19 protein-coding genes, 1 other RNA gene and 1 pseudogene are annotated in these 18,208 nt (G+C 59.1%); 10 read left to right on the top strand and 11 right to left on the bottom strand.

Features of this window, described 5'->3' with window-relative positions; genetic code table 11:
• Nucleotides 1-11 precede the first annotated feature (11 nt).
• Nucleotides 12-848 (top strand): hypothetical protein, encoded by an 837-nt coding sequence (locus tag ACMGF7_RS13335; RefSeq protein ID WP_164095100.1) that lies wholly within the window; start codon nucleotides 12-14, stop codon nucleotides 846-848.
• Here ACMGF7_RS13335 and rseC read toward each other — a convergent pair.
• Genes rseC through rpoE form a run of 4 tightly spaced genes read right to left on the bottom strand, consistent with a single transcriptional unit; the run spans nucleotide 845 to nucleotide 3,536 of the window.
• Nucleotides 845-1,321: a SoxR-reducing system protein RseC gene (gene rseC / locus ACMGF7_RS13330; protein ID WP_049242216.1), complete on the bottom strand. Its 477-nt coding sequence runs from the start codon at nucleotides 1,319-1,321 to the stop codon at nucleotides 845-847. The two genes, ACMGF7_RS13335 and rseC, sit on opposite strands and share 4 nt — an antisense overlap.
• Nucleotides 1,321-2,277 carry a sigma-E factor regulatory protein RseB gene (rseB, locus tag ACMGF7_RS13325; protein ID WP_004929141.1) on the bottom strand — a complete coding sequence of 319 codons (957 nt, stop codon included), beginning with the start codon at nucleotides 2,275-2,277 and terminating at the stop codon, nucleotides 1,321-1,323. Before rseB ends, rseC begins: the two co-directional genes overlap by 1 nt.
• Nucleotides 2,277-2,930, bottom strand: a complete 654-nt coding sequence (gene rseA / locus ACMGF7_RS13320) for an anti-sigma-E factor RseA (protein WP_015378809.1) — start codon at nucleotides 2,928-2,930, stop codon at nucleotides 2,277-2,279. The genes rseB and rseA overlap by 1 nt, the downstream gene beginning before the upstream one ends.
• A gap of 30 nt (nucleotides 2,931-2,960) precedes the next feature.
• On the bottom strand, nucleotides 2,961-3,536 hold the full coding sequence (gene rpoE / locus ACMGF7_RS13315) for an RNA polymerase sigma factor RpoE (RefSeq protein WP_004929136.1): 576 nt from the start codon (nucleotides 3,534-3,536) through the stop codon (nucleotides 2,961-2,963).
• Between the two features lie 214 nt (nucleotides 3,537-3,750).
• Here rpoE and nadB point away from each other — a divergent pair, with 214 nt between their 5' ends.
• The gene (gene nadB / locus ACMGF7_RS13310; protein ID WP_172574894.1) at nucleotides 3,751-5,352 is read left to right on the top strand and encodes an L-aspartate oxidase; all 1,602 of its coding nucleotides are present in this window, start codon (nucleotides 3,751-3,753) and stop codon (nucleotides 5,350-5,352) included.
• A gap of 38 nt (nucleotides 5,353-5,390) precedes the next feature.
• Here nadB and trmN read toward each other — a convergent pair whose 3' ends face one another.
• Nucleotides 5,391-6,170, bottom strand: a complete 780-nt coding sequence (gene trmN, locus ACMGF7_RS13305; RefSeq protein WP_075684820.1) for a tRNA(1)(Val) (adenine(37)-N(6))-methyltransferase TrmN — start codon at nucleotides 6,168-6,170, stop codon at nucleotides 5,391-5,393.
• 99 nt (nucleotides 6,171-6,269) lie between these two features.
• Here trmN and srmB point away from each other — a divergent pair, with 99 nt between their 5' ends.
• Complete coding sequence (gene srmB / locus ACMGF7_RS13300) at nucleotides 6,270-7,595, top strand: ATP-dependent RNA helicase SrmB (protein ID WP_015378813.1); 1,326 nt, start codon at nucleotides 6,270-6,272, stop codon at nucleotides 7,593-7,595.
• A gap of 52 nt (nucleotides 7,596-7,647) precedes the next feature.
• Here srmB and ACMGF7_RS13295 read toward each other — a convergent pair whose 3' ends face one another.
• The 3 genes from ACMGF7_RS13295 to grcA form a co-directional block, all read right to left on the bottom strand.
• The gene (locus ACMGF7_RS13295; protein ID WP_156865763.1) at nucleotides 7,648-8,403 is read right to left on the bottom strand and encodes an ankyrin repeat domain-containing protein; all 756 of its coding nucleotides are present in this window, start codon (nucleotides 8,401-8,403) and stop codon (nucleotides 7,648-7,650) included.
• The gene (locus tag ACMGF7_RS13290; protein WP_273875264.1) at nucleotides 8,396-9,355 is read right to left on the bottom strand and encodes a phospholipase; all 960 of its coding nucleotides are present in this window, start codon (nucleotides 9,353-9,355) and stop codon (nucleotides 8,396-8,398) included. Before ACMGF7_RS13290 ends, ACMGF7_RS13295 begins: the two co-directional genes overlap by 8 nt.
• Before the next feature lie 187 nt (nucleotides 9,356-9,542).
• Complete coding sequence (gene grcA / locus ACMGF7_RS13285) at nucleotides 9,543-9,926, bottom strand: autonomous glycyl radical cofactor GrcA (RefSeq protein ID WP_004929114.1); 384 nt, start codon at nucleotides 9,924-9,926, stop codon at nucleotides 9,543-9,545.
• Between the two features lie 346 nt (nucleotides 9,927-10,272).
• On the opposite strand from grcA, the gene ung reads away from it, so the two are divergent.
• Entirely contained in the window at nucleotides 10,273-10,956 is a 684-nt protein-coding gene (gene ung / locus ACMGF7_RS13280) for a uracil-DNA glycosylase (RefSeq protein ID WP_004929112.1), read from the top strand.
• Nucleotides 10,957-11,012: 56 nt separating this feature from the next.
• On the opposite strand, the gene grpE is transcribed toward ung, so the two are convergent.
• Entirely contained in the window at nucleotides 11,013-11,597 is a 585-nt protein-coding gene (gene grpE / locus ACMGF7_RS13275) for a nucleotide exchange factor GrpE (RefSeq protein ID WP_016929801.1), read from the bottom strand.
• 125 nt (nucleotides 11,598-11,722) lie between these two features.
• Between grpE and nadK the strand changes: the two genes are divergently transcribed.
• The 3 genes from nadK (at nucleotide 11,723) to bamE (ending at nucleotide 14,928) form a co-directional block, all read left to right on the top strand.
• On the top strand, nucleotides 11,723-12,601 hold the full coding sequence (gene nadK, locus ACMGF7_RS13270) for an NAD(+) kinase (protein ID WP_004929107.1): 879 nt from the start codon (nucleotides 11,723-11,725) through the stop codon (nucleotides 12,599-12,601).
• An 86-nt stretch (nucleotides 12,602-12,687) separates the two neighbouring features.
• Complete coding sequence (recN, locus tag ACMGF7_RS13265) at nucleotides 12,688-14,349, top strand: DNA repair protein RecN (protein ID WP_004929104.1); 1,662 nt, start codon at nucleotides 12,688-12,690, stop codon at nucleotides 14,347-14,349.
• 240 nt (nucleotides 14,350-14,589) lie between these two features.
• Nucleotides 14,590-14,928, top strand: a complete 339-nt coding sequence (bamE, locus tag ACMGF7_RS13260; RefSeq protein ID WP_004929101.1) for an outer membrane protein assembly factor BamE — start codon at nucleotides 14,590-14,592, stop codon at nucleotides 14,926-14,928.
• A gap of 118 nt (nucleotides 14,929-15,046) precedes the next feature.
• Here bamE and ACMGF7_RS13255 read toward each other — a convergent pair whose 3' ends face one another.
• Together ACMGF7_RS13255 and ACMGF7_RS13250 are read right to left on the bottom strand one after the other, a co-directional pair.
• Entirely contained in the window at nucleotides 15,047-15,331 is a 285-nt protein-coding gene (locus tag ACMGF7_RS13255) for an RnfH family protein (protein WP_004929098.1), read from the bottom strand.
• The gene (locus ACMGF7_RS13250; RefSeq protein WP_004929096.1) at nucleotides 15,324-15,758 is read right to left on the bottom strand and encodes a type II toxin-antitoxin system RatA family toxin; all 435 of its coding nucleotides are present in this window, start codon (nucleotides 15,756-15,758) and stop codon (nucleotides 15,324-15,326) included. The genes ACMGF7_RS13255 and ACMGF7_RS13250 overlap by 8 nt, the downstream gene beginning before the upstream one ends.
• 161 nt (nucleotides 15,759-15,919) lie before the next feature.
• Between ACMGF7_RS13250 and smpB the strand changes: the two genes are divergently transcribed.
• From smpB to ACMGF7_RS13235, 3 genes and pseudogenes are all read left to right on the top strand, one after another.
• Nucleotides 15,920-16,402 carry an SsrA-binding protein SmpB gene (gene smpB, locus ACMGF7_RS13245; protein WP_004929094.1) on the top strand — a complete coding sequence of 161 codons (483 nt, stop codon included), beginning with the start codon at nucleotides 15,920-15,922 and terminating at the stop codon, nucleotides 16,400-16,402.
• 49 nt (nucleotides 16,403-16,451) lie between these two features.
• Nucleotides 16,452-16,815, top strand: a transfer-messenger RNA (tmRNA) gene (gene ssrA, locus ACMGF7_RS13240).
• Between the two features lie 188 nt (nucleotides 16,816-17,003).
• Nucleotides 17,004-18,190: pseudogene (locus ACMGF7_RS13235) on the top strand (integrase domain-containing protein).
• Nucleotides 18,191-18,208: the final 18 nt, after the last annotated feature.

The raw sequence follows: 18,208 nt of genomic DNA, 5'->3' as shown, positions 1-18,208 counted from the left end.
GAAGGTGCATTATGATCGATAAAGGGCAAATGCTGAGCCGGCACGATTTTTCAAAGGTCAACTGGGGCATACTGGCGGCGGCGGCGCTGCTGTTTAGCGTGGGGGCGGCGCTGTTGGTGCTGCCGCTGCTGAGCAGCATTGACGAGAGCCAGGTCATCACGCTGTTGCAAGCCGGCGCGGGCACGATTTTACTCGGCTGTACGCTGCTGGCGCTGCGGCATTATCTGCGTCCGACGCTGACCTATCGTCTGTACGAGCACGGCGTGCGGGTCTTTGACAACCACCATCACAAAGAGCGTTTCATCCCGTTTGAGAAGATCGGCGACATCTATCGCTTTCGCGGCGGCCAGGCTTTTGGCGGGCTGTTTGACGTTACGGCGTTCCGCGCCGGTGCAGATCAGCCTTGGTGCACGGTTTTCAGCAACGTCGCCCACTCGTGGCGATTGGCGGACGTGATCGTCGACCAACAGCTGCAGCAGCGCGGGCCGCTGGCGCTGAATGCGCTCTATCAGGGGGGAACGGTGTCGTTTCACACCATAGAGGGCGACGCGCGCTGGCTGTGGCAGTTGCTGCTCGGCAAGCAGCAAGGCACGCCGACCGAAACGCTGCGGCTGAGCGCCACCCTGCTGACAACGGAACGGGGAAACGTGCCTATCGAACAGATCCGCACGTTGGAAAATCATCCGCAGCGCGGCATCCGCTTATTCGACGGCCAGGGAAATGTGCTGTTCGCGATTAACTACGATTCGCTGCTCAGCGCCGATCTATTCATCGCGCTGTTGGAGCATATGATCCACAACCGCATCCCCGCCTATCACAACCCGGCGATGACGCGGCCATCGGTTTAAATCAGCGGGGAGTTTTCCGCCTGCATGCGCATCGCGGTAGGCGGCAACCCAATTTGCAGCACCACCGGCTGGTAATCGGCCTGCTCGCCCAGACGTCGGGCCAAGCGGCGAGCCAGCATAAAGGCCACGCCGCCGCCCAACACGGCGCCAACTGCCGCCGAGGCGTCGCTGCCGAAACAATATTGCAGCAACGTGCCGCCCACCATCATGCCCAGCAGCGGCGTCAGGTAAACCAGCATGGCGGAGCGCAGCAGGCTGCCTTCCGCGATGCCGACCTCGACGCGCTGCCCAGGTTCGAGCGGCTGATCGATATGTACCTGCAGCTGATGCTCGGTTTCCGGCACCAGCTCGTTCAGCGCACGCGCGCCACAGCCGGAGCGCGCAGTGCAGCTGCCGCAGCCGGCCTTGGGTTCACAACGCAGCAGCGCTACGCCCTGTTGCCACGAAACCACCGTGGCCCACTCTTTCATCATTACGGCGATACCTTGAAAGAAATGCTGTCGGCGATGCGCTTGGCCGTCGCCGGCGGCAATTCGCCCACAATCGTGATTTCGTTGCCCGCGCGCACTTCGGTCTGAATGGTGCGGCGCCCCTGACGGTAGTACTGCTGCCCGGCTCCGCTGCCCGCCGGGCTGACGTTGACCGAGAAGCTGAACAGGCCGTCGCTGTAGAGCCGGGATTCCACCGGCACGGCGACGTTCGGCAATTTGCGGCGATTGCGCGCCACCTCGTCCACGCCGGCTGGCAGCCAGCCGGTGCTCCAGCTGAGCTGGACATTTTCCACCGCCGGCAGCGACAGCAGCGGCGGCAGGTTGGCCTTGAGCAGCCCCTGCATCGCGCCCTGCACCTCGGCGCCGACCGCGAAGGAGATCACCCGATATTGCTCCAGCGTTTCGCCGTCGCGATCGAGCAAATCCACCCGCAGCGGCAGCTTGGTGTCTTCGTCCATCCAGACGATGTAGCTGTAGCGGGAACCGTCGCGCGCCACCACGCGCAGCACTTCACACGGCCGATCGGCGATGCGGGTGCTGCCCACGGAGATGAAGTCGTAATACTTCGCCAGACGGGTGAAATCGGCATAAACGATCGCCGGCAGCGCGTCGACGATGTGATCGCCAGTGAGCGTGAACGGCTCCAGACCGGGTTCGAAGTAGCTGATCCCGCCGCCGCGCTGCAACACTTCGCGGCGCGGGCCGTCCATATGCAGCAGCTGGCCGAGCGGCACGTTGCCGATCACCGCATGGCGATAGCGCAACGACTCGATTCCCTGCTTGCTGACGCTGATGTAGGCGAGCTCGTAATTGAGAGAACGGCTGGCGCTGCTCATCTGTTGCAATAACGCCCCGGACGCAGTTGGCTGCGCCGGGGCGATGCTGGAATAGAGCAGGCTGCCCGTCAATAAACAAACGGAGAACCAGATTTGCTTCATTACTGCTGTTGCATTCCTAAAGACTGAGTTCCGGGAACCTGAATGGCAGCCTGTTGCGGGTTGCCTTGCTCAAGCTGCAGCTGATCCGAATGCAGGCGACGTTGCAGTTCATAGTCCTGCAGCATGGCGTTGATACGCTTGCGCTGTTCCTGCACCTGCTGCTGTTGGCCGCTGCCGGTGGAGAAACTGTCGGCAGGAACGCCCAGGCTGACCGGCGAGGCCTGCCCCATGATCGGCAGCGTGGTGAAGGCCGGCGATTCGGACGCGTTCGATGTCGCAGAAGGCTGGTTGTAGTGCTGCACGCCGACGATCACCGCCAGCGACACGCAGGCCGCCATGCCGATTTGCGTAATCTGGCTCGCCCAAGGACGCACTTTGTCCCAGAACGGCATTTTCTGCCAGGTGTGAGGCTGCGGCTGAGATTCCTGAACGGCGGAAGGCACCAGCCGGGCGGGTTCTTTCTCAAGTGCAGCGGCGACGCGATCGGCGATGTCGAGATGCATCACTTGTCCGACATCACCTCGCAGTGTGTCACGTATCAGGTGATAGCTCTGCCAGCTTTGTTGAAGCGTTCGATCTTGCGACAGAGAACTCAACAGCTCGCTGTCGAACGATTCACCATCCATCAGAGCGGAAAGCTTTTCTTTCTGCATGCCTAAGTACCCTTCCTGTGCCCGCCATTGCTAACGCTGGATCAGCGGTTGAACTTTATTATCGATAGCTTCCCGGGCGCGGAAAATACGCGAACGTACGGTTCCGACCGGGCAATCCATGATGGCGGCTATTTCTTCGTAGCTTAGACCATCCAACTCCCGCAGGGTAATCGCCATGCGAAGATCCTCAGGGAGAGACTCAATGGTACGGAAAACTATCTGTCTCAGCTCTTCTGACAACATTAAGTTCTCAGGGTTCGAAATTTCTTTCAGTGCGCCCGCACTTTCGTAATTTTCCGCATCGTTGGCGTCCACATCACTGGATGGCGGACGGCGCCCCTGAGCAACCAGATAATTCTTTGCCGTGTTCACGGCGATTCGATACAACCAGGTATAAAAAGCGCTGTCGCCACGGAACGATTCCAGTGCGCGATAGGCCTTGATAAACGACTCCTGCACCACATCGGGCACATCGCCCTGCGGCACATAGCGGGAAACGAGACTCGCCACCTTATGCTGATAGCGCACTACCAGTAGGTTAAACGACTTCTGGTCGCCCTTTTGGACCCGCTCGACCAGAACTTGATCCGTTAACTGCTCGCTCATCCGAGGTAAACTCTCCCCAAATCCGTCTCCACGCGTAAAATTGTACTGCCAGCCATACATTATTTTCCTGAGCAAGCACTCGCTTGGAGTTCATATAGAACACGAAGTTCCATATCGCCATTGTTTTTTCTGTTGATGTCACCCTATCCGTGGCTTTTGCCCGGACAGTTAGGCTAACATGAAATTCACTCTTCTTCTGCACACATCATACGTTATGCAACCATCATCTGAACATGTTAGCGATGTACTGATCGTCGGCAGCGGCGCTGCGGGCCTGTCATTGGCGCTGCGCCTGGCGCAGCATTGCAAGGTTACCGTTCTCAGCAAGGGGCCGCTCAGCGAGGGAGCCACCTTTTACGCCCAGGGCGGGATCGCCGCGGTGTTCGATGAGACGGACAGCATTGCCTCACACGTTGATGACACTTTGATTGCCGGCGCCGGCCTGTGCGACAAAGAGGCCGTCGAATTCATCGCCGGCAACGCGCGCCACTGCGTGCAATGGCTGATCGATCAGGGCGTGCTGTTCGACACCGAGGTCAACGCGCAGGGCGAGGAGCATTATCACCTCACGCGCGAAGGCGGCCACAGCCATCGCCGCATCCTGCACGCCGCAGACGCTACCGGTAAGGAAGTAGAGACCACGCTGGTAGGGAAAGCAAGCGCTCACCCCAATATTTGCGTGATGGAACGCCGCAACGCGGTTGACCTTATTACCTCGAACAAAATCGGCCTGCCGGGCACCCGCCGAGTGGTGGGCGCTTACGTCTGGAACCGCGAGCTGGAGCGGGTGGAAACCTTCCGCGCCAAAACGGTGGTGCTGGCCACCGGCGGCGCGGCCAAGGTGTACCAATACACCACCAACCCGGACATCTCCTCCGGCGACGGCATCGCCATGGCCTGGCGCGCCGGATGCCGGGTCGCCAACCTGGAGTTCAACCAGTTCCACCCGACCTGCCTGTTTCACCCGCAGGCGCGCAACTTCCTGCTGACCGAAGCGCTGCGCGGCGAAGGCGCCTACCTGAAACGCCCGGACGGCAGCCGCTTTATGCCGGATTTCGACCCGCGCGGCGAACTGGCCCCGCGCGATATCGTCGCCCGCGCCATCGACCATGAAATGAAGCGCCTGGGCGCCGACTGCATGTACCTGGACATCAGCCACAAGCCGGCGGCGTTCATCACCCAGCACTTCCCGATGATCCACGAAAAGCTGCTGACGCTGGGCTTCGATCTGACCCGGCAACCGATCCCTATCGTCCCGGCGGCGCACTACACCTGCGGCGGCGTGATGGTCGATCAGCACGGCCGCACCGATCTCGACGGGTTGTACGCCATCGGCGAGGTCAGCTACACCGGCCTGCACGGCGCCAATCGCATGGCGTCGAATTCGCTGCTGGAGTGCCTGGTTTACGGTTGGTCGGCGGCGGAAGACATTCTGCAGCGCCTGCCGTTCATCCGGCAGGCCAAACAGGTGCCGCACTGGGATGAAAGCCGGGTGGACGATGCGGACGAACGGGTGGTGATCCAGCACAACTGGCACGAGCTGCGGCTGTTCATGTGGGATTACGTCGGCATCGTGCGCACCACCAAGCGCCTTGAGCGCGCCCTGCGCCGCATCAATACGCTGCAGGCGGAAATCGACGAGTACTACGCTCACTTCCGCATCTCCAATAACCTGCTGGAGCTGCGCAATCTGGTGCAGGTGGCCGAGCTTATCGTGCGCAGCGCCATGGCGCGCAAAGAGAGCCGCGGCCTGCACTACACGCTGGACTACCCGGATTTGCTGCCGGAAGCGCTGCCGACCATTTTGCAGCCTTAAACCATGCAACAGGGCGCCTTATCGGCGCCCTTTTCCTTTCAGTAGAACAGGTAGAAGTCGGCGATCAACCGGCGGAAATCGTCGGTATAGCTGCCGTCGGCCTGTTTGATCGCCAGCGCCTGCTCCCGCAGCGGCGTTTCCTTACGCGTCAGCGCCAGCAACACCCGGTGCCGCGGCGTATCGGCCCGATCGCTGACGTTCACTTTCGCCGCCGTGTGCCAACCGCTTTGCTGCGCCAGGCGTTCAAATTCGGCGCCGATGTCGTGCGGCAGCACCACGCAAAACGTTCCTTGCTCCACCAGCAGCTGCGCCGCACAGGCCAACAGCGCGTCGTGCGTTAAGGTTTCGGTGTAGCGCGCGTTGTGGCGCGCCCGATCGCGGCAGGCCACCGCCGGCTCAAAATAAGGCGGATTGCTGACGATCAGATCATACTCAGCGGCATGCTGCTGCGCATAATGATGAATATCCTGCGCATGCACGCGGATGCGCTGCGGCCACGGCGATTCCGCCGCGTTTTCGCGCGCCTGGCCGGCGGCGGCTTCATCCAGCTCCACCGCGTCGACGGTCACCTCGTCGCCGCTGCGCTGCGCCAGCATCAGCGCGATCAGCCCGCTGCCGCTGCCGATGTCCAGCACCCGGCGCGCCTGCCCCAGCGGCGCCCAAGCGCCGAGCAACACCCCGTCGGTGCCCACTTTCATGGCGCAACGATCGTGGGCGACAAAGAATTGTTTAAAGGTAAACCCCCCGCGGCGCGGGGTAAAATCGGCTTTCGATCGCTTGCTCACACTCACCACCTGGCTATAAAACTGGCGTAGCATAAGGCAATCTGATCGGCGGGAAAAGAGCGGCTTTCCGCTTAAATAGGTGAAGATCGCGGCCAACCCGTCTATAATCGGCGCCCCAAGTAGAGGTAGACCATGACAGCAACCACTTTTTCCGAACTCGAACTCGATGATCGCCTGATCGACGCGCTGCGCGACAAAGGCTACGATCGCCCCACTGCCATTCAGGCCGCTGCGATCCCGCCGGCGATGGACGGGCGCGACGTCTTAGGTTCGGCTCCGACCGGCACCGGCAAAACCGCCGCCTTCCTGCTGCCCGTGTTGCAGCACCTGCTGGACTTTCCACGCAAGAAATCCGGCCCGCCGCGCGTGCTGATCCTGACGCCAACGCGTGAACTGGCGATGCAGGTCGCCGACCAGGCGCGTGAATTGGCTGCTCATACCTCGCTGGATATCGCCACCATCACCGGCGGCGTCGCTTACATGAACCACGCGGAAGTGTTCAGCGAAAACCAGGACGTGGTGGTCGCCACCACCGGCCGTTTGCTGCAATACATTAAAGAAGAGAACTTCGACTGCCGCGCGGTGGAAACCCTGATCCTCGACGAAGCCGACCGCATGCTTGACATGGGCTTCGCGCAGGACATCGAAACCATCTCCGCCGAAACCCGCTGGCGCAACCAAACGCTGCTGTTCTCCGCCACGCTGGAAGGCGAAGCGATCCGCGAATTCGCCGAGCGCATCCTGAAAGAGCCGGTGGAAGTGGAAGCCGACCCGTCGCGCCGCGAACGCAAAAAGATCCTGCAGTGGTACTACCGCGCCGATGACGTGCAGCACAAAACCGCGCTGCTGATCCACCTGCTGAAACAGCCGGACGTGCAAAAATCGGTGATCTTCGTGCGCAAGCGCGAGCGCGTGCACGAACTGGCCACCTGGCTGCGCGAAGCGGGCATCAACACCTGCTATCTCGAAGGCGAAATGGTGCAGGCCAAACGCAACGAAGCGGTCAAACGCATGATGGATGGCCGGGTTAACGTGCTGGTGGCCACCGACGTTGCCGCGCGCGGCCTGGATATCCTCGATATCACCCACGTGTTCAACTTCGACATGCCGCGCACGGCGGATACCTACCTGCACCGTATCGGCCGTACCGGCCGCGCCGGGCGCAAAGGCACCGCCATTTCGCTGGTGGAAGCGCACGATCATCTGCTGCTGGGCAAAGTGGGCCGTTACCTGAACGAACCGCTGAAAGCGCGCGTGATCGACGAACTGCGGCCGAAAACCAAGGTGCCAAACGAGAAGAGCAACGGTAAACCGTCGAAGAAAGTGCTGGCAAAACGCGCGGAAGAAAAAGCGAAAAGCAAAGAAAAAGCCAACAAGGTGAAAGTGCGCCATCGCGACGCCAAAAACGTCGGCAAACGCCGTCAGGCGAAGGCCAAACCGGCCGGCGACGCGCAATAACCGCCACTGTTCAAGAAAAAACCGCCTGTGCAGGCGGTTTTTTTATGGGCGTTTACTGCTGCGCGTAATGCGTGGCCAGGCGGTGCCCCTGCAGCCATTTATCCAGCTCGCGGAACTGCGCCTTCAGCTCGTCATTCTGCAAATGCGCCGGCGTTTGCGAGAAATAAAACTGGAACGCAAAACCCTGCTGATTGCGCGCCCGGGCATCGGCCCCGGCCTGCAACAGCAACAGCGCCAGATGCGGCGCGTTGATCTTCGCCGCCAGATGCAGCGGGGTATCCCCCAGCCGATCGCTCAACGTGGTGTCCGCCCCGGCCGCCAGCAGCAGCCGCAGCTGTTCCTCACGCCCGGCCAGCACCGCCGCCGCGAGCGGTGTGGCGCCGGTAACGGCATTGCGCACGTTCACCTGCTTAACCTTGGCCAGCAGCAACCGCAGGTACTGCGCATCGTGCAATATCGCTGCGGTGTGCAGCGCACTGTTGCCGTCCAGCCCCGCCGCCGCCGCATCGGCGCCGAGATCCAGCAACGCCTGCACGCTGGCCGGCTGCTGCGAAAGCACCGCCCACTGCAACAGCGTGACCTGCCGATCGCCCCGTTCGCGCAAACGATCCTGCGTGGCCTGTGCACGGATACCCTGCGTATCGCCACGCGCCACCGCCTGAGCCAGCGCCAGATTGCTGCGGCCGTCAAACGGCGAAATCTCCTGCCCCATCTGTTGCTCCTTAGCCATCATCAGTAAACCGGTCACCGCGACCAGCGCCAGTAAGGCTATCGCCAGCGCCCGCCGCAAGCGACGCCCTTCAGGCATTGGCCTTCGCCTCCCACGGCTTTTGTTCCGCCATCGAGCTTATCACCTTGTCGATGCCGTGCGCCGTCAGGCTGCGATCGAGATGTTTGCTCGGCCGCCAGTCATCGATACCGGTCAGGGTATCGCTGTTGGCCAAGGTGATGTTGTGGCCAATGGCGTCCGGGATCAGCGAAGTCGACTCCTGGGTGCTGGTCAGCATGTCATATTGCTCGCTGTAACGACGGATGCCGCCGGCTTCGGCATCTTTCTTCGCCGCCGCCGGATCGATGCCCAGGCGATTCAGGGTGTAATCCGACACTCCGGCCGCGTTGAAGGTGACCGCCGTAGTGCCGGTCGCCAGCGCCGCCGTAGCCGCCAGACCGCCGCCGAGCGAATGGCCGGCGATCACCAGCGCATCGCCAAAGGCCGTCTTGGCGCTTTTGGCGGCGGCAACCGCCTGATTGTACTGCACATCGTCATAGCCCGTCGCCTGCCGCACGTTGCTCAGCCAGTCGCGCCAGTCGTTGGTGCCGGCAAACGCCAACACATACTGCTTGTCGTTGCTGTAAATCCCGGCCTGGAAACCGCTGCCCGCGTCGTGCAGGCTGGCGGGATCGATGCCGAAACCGAGCAACGCGCTGTCGCTCAGGCGGTTAAACCCGGCGGCGCCCTGGCCGTTCAGCGAGTAAACGTCCTTGGCCAACAGCGCCAACGCATAATCGCCCTCTTGCGATTGCTGCCCCCGGGTCACGCCCGGCGCAACCGCCGTCGGCGCCGCCGCGGAGATATCGCCAACCAGCGTATTCAACAGGTTCTGCGCGTTCAGCGTGTTCTGAGAGGGGGTGGCCACCGGCGCGGGACTTGCCGGCGCGGCTGCGGGCTGCGCCGCCGGTGCCGTCTCGGCGATGGCGCGAGGTGTAGGGATCGCGGCCACCGGAGATACTGCAGAGGTAAAACTTAAAGGCATACTCATGCCGACTCCTTGTCGATAGACTTTTTATTGAGCACCTGAATAGGTACTGAATTAGCTATCGGCAGGTCGGATGAGTTCTGTATCAGGAATGCTTAACTTTGTGCAAATTGTGATCCACATTCGGTTTTCGGCCGCCAAACGCAAAAAGGGAGCCGAAGCTCCCTCATTACTACGATTGCGCCGCCGATTACAGGCTTTCGGTAAAGGTGCGGGCGATAACGTCGCGCTGCTGTTCCGGCGTCAGAGAGTTGAAGCGTACCGCATAGCCGGACACGCGGATGGTCAGCTGCGGGTATTTTTCCGGATGCTTGACCGCGTCTTCCAGCGTTTCACGGCGCAGCACGTTGACGTTCAGGTGCTGGCCACCTTCTACGCGCACGGTCGGCTGCATTTCCAGCGGCACTTCACGGTATTCGATCTGGCCCAGGTCGCTCACCGCGACAACCTGATCTTCCGCGTAGTTGGCCTTGGCGCACACGCAGCGAGCTTCCGCTTTTTCATCGTCCAGCAGCCAGAAAGAATTCACCAGCGCCTGGTCGTTCGCTTTGGTAATTTGAATACCGGTAATCATTATGTTGCCTCCGTACAAGGGCGTAAAAATTCACATCGTGAGAAAACCCAATCCTGGTTTCGGCCATTTGGTAAAACCATTGTTGTCTTGTTGTTCTGTATACCAGCCTGACCGGGCCAGTTCCTTGATTAAAGTCAATTTTTACCGGGTAGGCACAGGGCGTGAAGGGGCAAATTTATGTTTTATATCAATTTTCCCACTACGGCAAAAACCAATTATTTTTGTAAATTTTCAAAAATAATTGCATTGCAAACGGCGGCGAGAAATGAAAAGCGGGTTTCGCTGCGCGGGCCGACACGGTAAGCTATAGCCTATGAATTGCTAAAGAAAACAAAGGAGAGCGTTTATGGCCACCTCCCTCACCTGGCATGACGTGATCGGCAAAGAGAAAGAGCAGCCCTATTTTGTTGAAACGCTCGCCTTTGTTGCCGCTGAGCGCCAGGCCGGTAAGACCATTTATCCACCGCAGAAAGACGTGTTTAACGCGTTCCGCTTTACCGAGCTGGCGGACGTCAAAGTCGTCATCCTCGGCCAGGATCCCTACCACGGCCCCAATCAGGCGCACGGCCTCTCTTTCTCGGTGCGCCCCGGCGTGCCGGCGCCGCCGTCGCTGGTGAACATGTATAAAGAGCTGGCGACCGACATTCCCGGTTTCGAACGCCCTGATCACGGTTACCTGCAAAGCTGGGCCGAACAGGGGGTGCTGCTGCTCAACACCGTGCTGACGGTGGAAGGCGGCCGCGCGCACTCCCACGCCAACCTGGGCTGGGAAACCTTTACCGATAAAGTGATCGCTGCCCTGAACGAGAACCGCGAAGGCGTGGTGTTCCTGCTGTGGGGCTCGCACGCGCAGAAGAAAGGCAACTTTATCGACCGCAACCGCCACCATGTGCTGAAAGCGCCACACCCGTCGCCGCTTTCCGCCCACCGCGGTTTCCTCGGCTGCCGCCACTTCTCGCAGGCCAATCAGCTGCTGGAGCAGCAAGGGCTCACGCCGATCGACTGGATGCCGCGTCTGCCGCAGGCGTAGCCCAGAGACAAAAAAGGCACCCTTGGGTGCCTTTCTTTATATCGTTGCCGGGGCGATTACGCCTTGGCCTTGGAGACCGCGACCATCGCCGGGCGCAGCAGGCGGCCGTTCAGCGTATAGCCTTTCTGCATCACCATCATCACGTGGTTCGGCTGGTGATCGGCGGATTCCATCATGCTCATCGCCTGATGCACTTCCGGGTTGAACGGCACGTTGACGTCGCCGACGATTTCGATGCCGTACTTGCGCACCACGTCCAGCAGCGATTTCAGCGTTAGCTCGATGCCTTCGATCATCGCGGCCAGTTCCGGATTGTTTTTATCCGCCAGATCCAGCGCGCGCTCCAGGTTGTCGATCACCGGCAGCAGATCGCCAGAGAATTTCTCCAGGGCGAACTTGTGCGCTTTCTCAACGTCCAGTTCGGCGCGGCGACGGATGTTTTCCGCTTCCGCTTTGGCGCGCAGCAGGCTGTCGCGCTCTTGCTGCTGAGCTTCCGCCAGTTGGGCTTCCAGTTCGGCGATACGCGCATCGCGCAGATCGACGCCTTCCGCCGCTTCCGGCAGCGTATCCTCGTGATGAGCGTGTTGTTCCATTTCTTCCGAGACTTGCTCGTTTGGCGTCTTCTGTTCTTTACTACTCATGAATATCTCCGCGTTTTAGCATTAATCTCGCAACTTGGCTTATTATGGGGATCAAAACCGGGGTTTCAAGTCAACCGGTCACAATGTGGGGCATAAACGGGTCCCGGTGAGGAAAATCACAGCAAATGAATAAAAAATTCGCCTGTATTGGCATTGTTGGCCACCCGCGTCACCCTTCAGCGCTGGCAACCCACGAGATGCTGTTCCACTGGCTGGTCGCCCGCGGCTATTCGGTGATGGTCGAACGCCAAATCGCCCATGATTTGGGGCTGAAAGACGCCGTGACCGGCAGCCTGGCGGATATCGGCCAGCGGGCCGACCTGGCGGTGGTGGTCGGCGGCGACGGCAACATGCTCGGCGCCGCGCGCGTGCTGGCGCGCTACGACATCAAGGTGATCGGAGTCAACCGCGGCAACCTTGGCTTCCTTACCGATCTCGATCCCGACAACGCTCTGCAGCAGCTGGCGGACGTGCTGGAAGGCGAGTACATCGACGAACAGCGTTTCCTACTGGAAACCATCGTGCATAAAGAGCACCAGCAGTGCCGCATCAGCACCGCCATCAACGAGGTGGTGCTGCACCCGGGCAAAGTGGCGCACATGATCGAATTCGAGGTGTACATCGACGATCGCTTCGCCTTCTCACAGCGCTCCGACGGCCTGATCATCGCCACCCCGACCGGCTCCACCGCCTACTCGCTCTCCGCCGGCGGGCCGATCCTCACCCCATCGCTGGAGGCGATCGCGCTGGTGCCGATGTTCCCGCACACCCTTTCCGCCCGGCCGCTGGTGATCAACGGCGACAGCACCATCCGCCTGAAGTTTTCGCAGATCGGCAGCGATCTGGAGATCAGCTGCGACAGCCAGATCGCGCTGCCGATCCAGGAAGGCGAAGAAGTGCTGATCCGCCGCAGCAACTTCCATCTGAACCTGATTCACCCGAAGGACTACAGCTATTTCAACACGTTAAGCACCAAGTTGGGCTGGTCGAAAAAATTGTTCTAAAATCTGCGCCGGCCACTTTACTGTATATAAAACCAGTTTATACTGTATGAAACTACAGTTATGTGTTTATACACAGGAAGGTTCCCATGCTGGCGCAATTAACCATCAGCAACTTTGCTATCGTTCGTGAGTTGGAAATCGATTTTCAACCGGGCATGACGGCGATCACCGGTGAAACCGGTGCCGGCAAATCCATCGCTATCGATGCGCTGGGGCTGTGCCTCGGCAACCGCGCCGACGGCAACGTGGTGCGCCTGGGAGCCGCCCGCGCCGACATCTGCGCCCGCTTCTCGCTGGCGGACACTCCGTCCGCGCGCGAATGGCTGGAGCAGAACCAGCTGGACGACAGCAACGAATGCCTGCTGCGGCGGGTGATCAACGCCGACGGCCGTTCGCGCGGCTTTATCAACGGCACCGCCGTGCCGCTGTCGCAGCTGCGCGAGCTGGGGCAACGCCTGATTCAAATCCACGGTCAACACGCCCATCAGCTGCTGCTCAAGCCGGAGCACCAAAAAGCGCTGCTCGACGCCTACGCCGACGAACCCGCCCTGCTGGCGGCGATGAGCCAGGCCTACCAACGCTGGCATCAGAGCTGCCGCGAGCTGGCGCACCATCAACAGCAGTCCATCGAGCGCGAAGCGCGCAAGCAGCTGCTGCAATACCAATTGAAAGAGCTGAACGAATTCGCGCCGCAGGCCGGCGAGTTCGAGCAGACCGACGCCGAGTACAAGCGCCTGGCCAACAGCGGCCAGCTGCTGACCCTCAGCCAGCAGACGCTGCAGCTGCTGGCCGACAGCGACGAGAACAACATGCTCAGCCAGCTTTACAGCGCCAAACACCTGCTGCTTGAGCTGGCCGGGTTGGACGATAAGCTCAGCGGCCTGCTGGACATGCTGGAAGAGGCCTCTATCCAGATCAGCGAAGCCAGCGACGAGCTGCGCCATTACGCCGATCGCATGGATCTCGATCCCAACCGCCTGCACGAGCTGGAACAACGCCTGTCGCGCCAAATCAGCCTGGCGCGCAAACATCAGGTCGCGCCGGAGGAGCTGCCGCAGCTGCATCAGCAGTTGCTGGATGAACAGCAGTTGCTGTCTCAACAGGAAAGCGATCATGAACACCTGAACGAGGCGGTCACCCTGCATCACCAGCAGGCGCTGGCGCTGGCGGAAGAGCTGCACCAGAAACGCCTGCACTACGCCGCCGAGCTGACCACGCTCATTACCGACAGCATGCAGGCCCTCTCCATGCCGCACGGCAAATTCAACATCGACGTGCGCTTCGAACCGCAGCATCTGAGCGCCGAAGGGGCCAGCCGTACCGAGTTCTGCGTCTCCACCAACCCGGGGCAACCGCTGCAACCGCTGGCGAAGGTCGCCTCCGGCGGCGAGCTGTCGCGCATCGCGCTGGCCATTCAGGTGATCACCGCCCGCAAGATGGAAACCCCGGCGCTGATCTTCGATGAGGTGGACGTGGGCATCAGCGGCCCGACCGCCGCCATCGTCGGCCGCCTGCTGCGCCAGCTCGGCGAATCCACCCAGGTGATGTGCGTCACCCACCTGCCGCAGGTGGCCGGATGCGGGCATCAGCACCTGTTCGTCAGCAAGCAGACCGACGGCACGGTTACCGAAACCCAGATGGCGCCGCTGGATAAACGCGCCCGGCTGCAGGAGCTGGCGCGCCTGCTCGGCGGCAGCGAAGTCACCCGCAATACGCTGGCCAACGCCAAAGAACTGCTGGCCGCATAAAAAAGCTCAACTTTTTCACTTTCCTGCGGTCTGACAGTGACGCTGTTGGCCCGAGAAATATCTAAAGTGCGGCGCGGCGGTGATCCAAAGCCATCTCAACGGCCTGAAAAAGGCCAAGCGCTTGAGGTGCTAAAGGAAAGCCAATGCGTCGCAACGTGAAAGATGAAGGGTATAAAGGTTTCCAACTGCCGCAAGGTCTATTATCATCGGCATCCTATGCCCTAAAGGAATGTGATTACTATGCGCTGTAAAACGCTGACTGCCGCCGCTGTAGTTCTTGTGATGCTGACTGCAGGCTGTTCTACTTTTGAAAAGGTGGTTTATCGTCCTGACATCAACCAGGGGAACTACCTGACGTCGACCGACGTGGCGAAAATCCAGAAAGGGATGACCCAACAACAGGTCGCTTACACATTGGGTACCCCAATGCTGCAAGACCCGTTCGGAACGCAAACGTGGTTCTATGTGTTCCGCCAGCAGCCTGGCCATGAAGACATCACCCAGCAGACGCTGACGCTGACCTTCGACAGCGCAGGCGTGTTGACCGACATCCAGAACAAACCGGCGCTGACCAAGTAATCGGTGCCGCCCGCTCTTCCGGCCCATGAGGGGGCATGATGTTCCTCATGACAGTCGCAGGCTGCAACGCGGAAGAAAAAGTCAGCTTCAGATAAAAAAATAAGGCGCTATAAGCGCCTTATTTTTTTGCCTTTTCTGCCCGTTGCCGGCGCAGCTCTTTCGGATCGGCTATCAAGGGCCGGTAGATCTCCACCCGGTCGCCGTCGTTCAGCGTATCGCCCAGCTTGGCCGGGCGGCTGTAGATGCCGATTTTGTTGCTCTTGAGATCGATATCCTGGCGCAGCTCCAGCAGGCCCGAAGCCTGGATCGCCTGCTCGACGCTGCTGCCCTCGGCCAGCTTCACCTTGCGCAGGTACTGCCGCTCCGGCAAGGCGTACACCACCTCGACCTGGATGTCAGACACTGTAGACCTCTTTCGCCCGCTGGGTGAATGCCTGCACCATGCTGCCCGCCAGCTCTTTGAACACCTTGCCGAACGCCAGCTCAATCAGTTTGTTGGTGAACTCGAAGTCCAGGTGCAGCTCCACCTTGCAGGCCTCTTCGCTCAGCGGCGTGAACTGCCAGCCGCCCATCAGCTTGCGGAACGGGCCATCAACCAGCTGCATATTGATGCTCTGGTTATCCAGCAGCGTATTGCGCGTGGTGAAGGTCTTGCTGATACCGGCCTTGGCGACGTCCACCGCGGCGGTCATCTCGTTGGAGGTAGCGTTAAGCACCCGGCTGCCGGTGCAGCCTGGCAGAAAATCGGGATAAGAATGAACATCGTTAACCAACTGATACATCTGCTCGGCGCTGAACGGCACTAATGCAGACCGACTGATCTGGGGCATATCATTTCCTGTAAGACATAAAACGTACAGATAATACCATTTATCTGGCGGCAAACAAAAAATCTGCTAAGGGATGAGGGAACCAAAAATGCGAAAAATTGCGCAGGTGCTGAACGGGAAAGGATTTCTTTCGCTGAAGCATCCAGTATAATGAACGCACTATGACAAAGAAAAAAGCACACAAACCCGGTTCCGCCACCATTGCCCAAAACAAGCGCGCACGTTTCGAATACTTCATTGAAGAAGAGTTCGAGGCGGGCCTGTCGCTGCAAGGGTGGGAAGTTAAATCGCTGCGTGCAGGCAAAGCCAACCTCAGCGACAGCTACGTGACGTTCCGTGACGGTGAAGCCTACCTGTTTGGCGCCACCATCACCCCGCTCAACGTGGCTTCGTCGCATGTGGTGTGCGATCCGACGCGTACCCGTAAACTGCTGCTGAACCGACGCGAGCTGGACACCCTGCTCGGCCGCGTCAACCGCGAGGGTTACACCGTGGTGGCCTTGTCCCTGTATTGGAAAAATGCCTGGAGCAAGATCAAGATCGGCGTAGCCAAAGGCAAGAAAGAGCACGACAAACGCGATGACATCAAAGATCGCGAATGGCAGACGGCGAAAGCCCGTATCATGAAGCACGCCAATCGTTAAGCCGCTGGCTTATCGAGGTAAACTTCTGGTATACTGCACAAAGTTACTTGGGGCTGATTCTGGATTCGACGGGATTTGCGAAGCCCTAGGAGCATGCCGAGGGGCGGTTGGCCTCGTAAAAAGCCGCAAAAAAATAGTCGCAAACGACGAAAACTACGCTTTAGCAGCTTAATACCCTGCTTAGAGCCCTCTCTCCCTAGCCTCCGCTCTTAGGACGGGGATCAAGAGAGGTCAAACCCAAAAGAGATCGCGTGGACGTCCTGCCTGGGGCTGAAGCGTTAAACTCAATCAGGCTAGTCTGTCAGTAGCGTGTCCATCCGCAGCTGGCCGGCGAATGTAAAGATTGGACTAAGCATGTAGTGCCGACGGTGTAGTAATTTCGGACGCGGGTTCAACTCCCGCCAGCTCCACCAAATACGTCGCCAGTGAACCAGATAGACCCGGCGATAATAGCGAAAAAGCCCACAACTTCGGTTGCGGGCTTTTTTGTATCCGTAATCATCCGAGCGCATCCGGCTAAATCCGGTGATTATTGGTATACGGTAGGTATACGCTAAAATGTATGCCAATTACGTATACCAATAAACGGAAGATCCCTTACATGGCGGGGACTACACGCCCCCTCACTAACACTGAAGTACAAAAAACCAGAACACTCGAGAAAGACCTCACCCTGCATGACGGAGACGGGCTCTTTCTTCTAGTAAAAGCTAATGGCAAAAAGCAATGGCGCTTCCGTTATCAGCGACCAGCAACGAAACAGCGTACCATGATGGGACTAGGCCCCTACCCAGCCCTGTCACTTGCCGACGCTCGAGCAATTCGTGCAGATTACCTTTCTATGCTGGCTAAGGGCGTTGATCCGCATACTGAGGCCGAGCAAGCGGCAGAACAGCAACAAATTGCTTTGACAGCATTTTCTCAACCGTCACGGCCAATTGGTTTGCCGTTAAGCGAACAAGCGTAACCGAGGATTATGCGAAAGATATCTGGCGTTCTTTGGATAAAGATATTCTTCCAAGCATCGGAGGCATCCCAGTTCAGGAAATTAAGGCGCGAACGCTGATTGAAGCATTGGAACCCATTAAAGCGCGCGGTGCGTTGGAGACCGTTCGCCGCTTGATACAGCGCATCAACGAAATTCTGATATTTGCGGTCAATACAGGTCTGATTGATGCAAACCCGGCATCGGGGATCAGTATGGCCTTTGAAAAACCTAAAAAGCAAAAGATGCCCACACTGCGACCGGAAGAGCTACCAAAACTGATGCGTTCGCTGATAATGTCGAATCTGTCTGTTTCGACTCGTTGCCTGATTGAATGGCAGCTCTTAACCCTAGCACGCCCTTCTGAAGCTTCCGACGCCCGATGGGAAGAGATCGACCTCGACTCAAGGCTTTGGACGATTCCAGCCGAACGGATGAAGGCAAAGCGAGAGCACATTGTTCCTTTGTCACCTCAGGCATTAGATATTTTAGAGGTAATGAAGCCTATCAGTGCTCATCGAGAATATGTTTTTCCGAGCAGAAACGATCCGAAGAAAGCCATGAATAGCCAGACAGCAAATGCAGCACTAAAGCGTATTGGGTATGGTGGTAAGCTAGTTGCTCATGGGCTACGTTCTATCGCGAGTACAGCTCTGAATGAGGAGGGGTTTAATCCAGATGCGATTGAAGCAGCACTGTCTCACAGTGATAATAACGAAGTTCGCCGCGCATATAATCGCTCAACATATCTAGAAACTAGAAAAGAACTAATGGCCTGGTGGGGAGATTTTGTGCGAAAGTAAAAATCCGCCTTCTATGAA

This window comes from Serratia sp. BNK-17, assembly GCF_048684935.1.
Lineage (GTDB): Bacteria > Pseudomonadota > Gammaproteobacteria > Enterobacterales > Enterobacteriaceae > Serratia > Serratia nematodiphila.
Note: the sequence above shows the minus strand (reverse complement) of the source record. Positions and strands in the feature narration are given on the sequence as shown.